The 554-nt window shown below is 68.1% G+C and carries 1 protein-coding gene; it reads right to left on the minus strand.

What is annotated here, in order from left to right; translation table 11 throughout:
* Positions 1-554 (minus strand): aldehyde dehydrogenase family protein (locus EN742_RS37115; RefSeq protein ID WP_128333998.1); only part of this gene is annotated, 554 nt, incomplete at both ends.

Genomic DNA, 554 nt, shown 5'->3' on the forward strand with positions numbered 1-554 from the left:
ACGTTGGTCAGCACGGTGGGTTCAAAGAAGAAGCCCTCGTTGCCGATGCGCTTACCGCCGACGCGAAGCTCGGCGCCCGCCTCGACGGCGTCGCGAACCAGGCCGGCCATCGCATCGAGCCGGCGCGCATGGGCGAGCGGCCCCATTTGGGTCCCCACATGCGCTCCGTCGCCGACCTTCAGCTTGCCGGCCCCGTCGACGAAGGCGTCGACAAAGGCGTCGAAGACGCCGTCCTGCACCAGGAAGCGGGTGGGTGCTGCGCAGACCTGCCCGGCATTGCGGAACTTGAGCGCGACGCCGGTTGCGCTCGCGGCGGCCGGATCGGCATCGTCGCAGACGATGAAGGGAGCGTGCCCGCCCAATTCCATGGTCGTGCGCTTGAGATGGCGCGCCGACAACTCGCCAAGGTGGCGGCCGACCGGCACGGAGCCGGTGAAGGAAACCTTGCGGATGATGCTCGACGCGATCAGATGCTGCGATATCTCGGCGGGAACGCCGAACACGAGGTTGAGCGCGCCGGCTGGAACGCCGGCCTCCTCGAAGCACTTCACCAG

The organism is Mesorhizobium sp. M4A.F.Ca.ET.020.02.1.1, assembly GCF_004022645.1.
Lineage (GTDB): Bacteria > Pseudomonadota > Alphaproteobacteria > Rhizobiales > Rhizobiaceae > Mesorhizobium.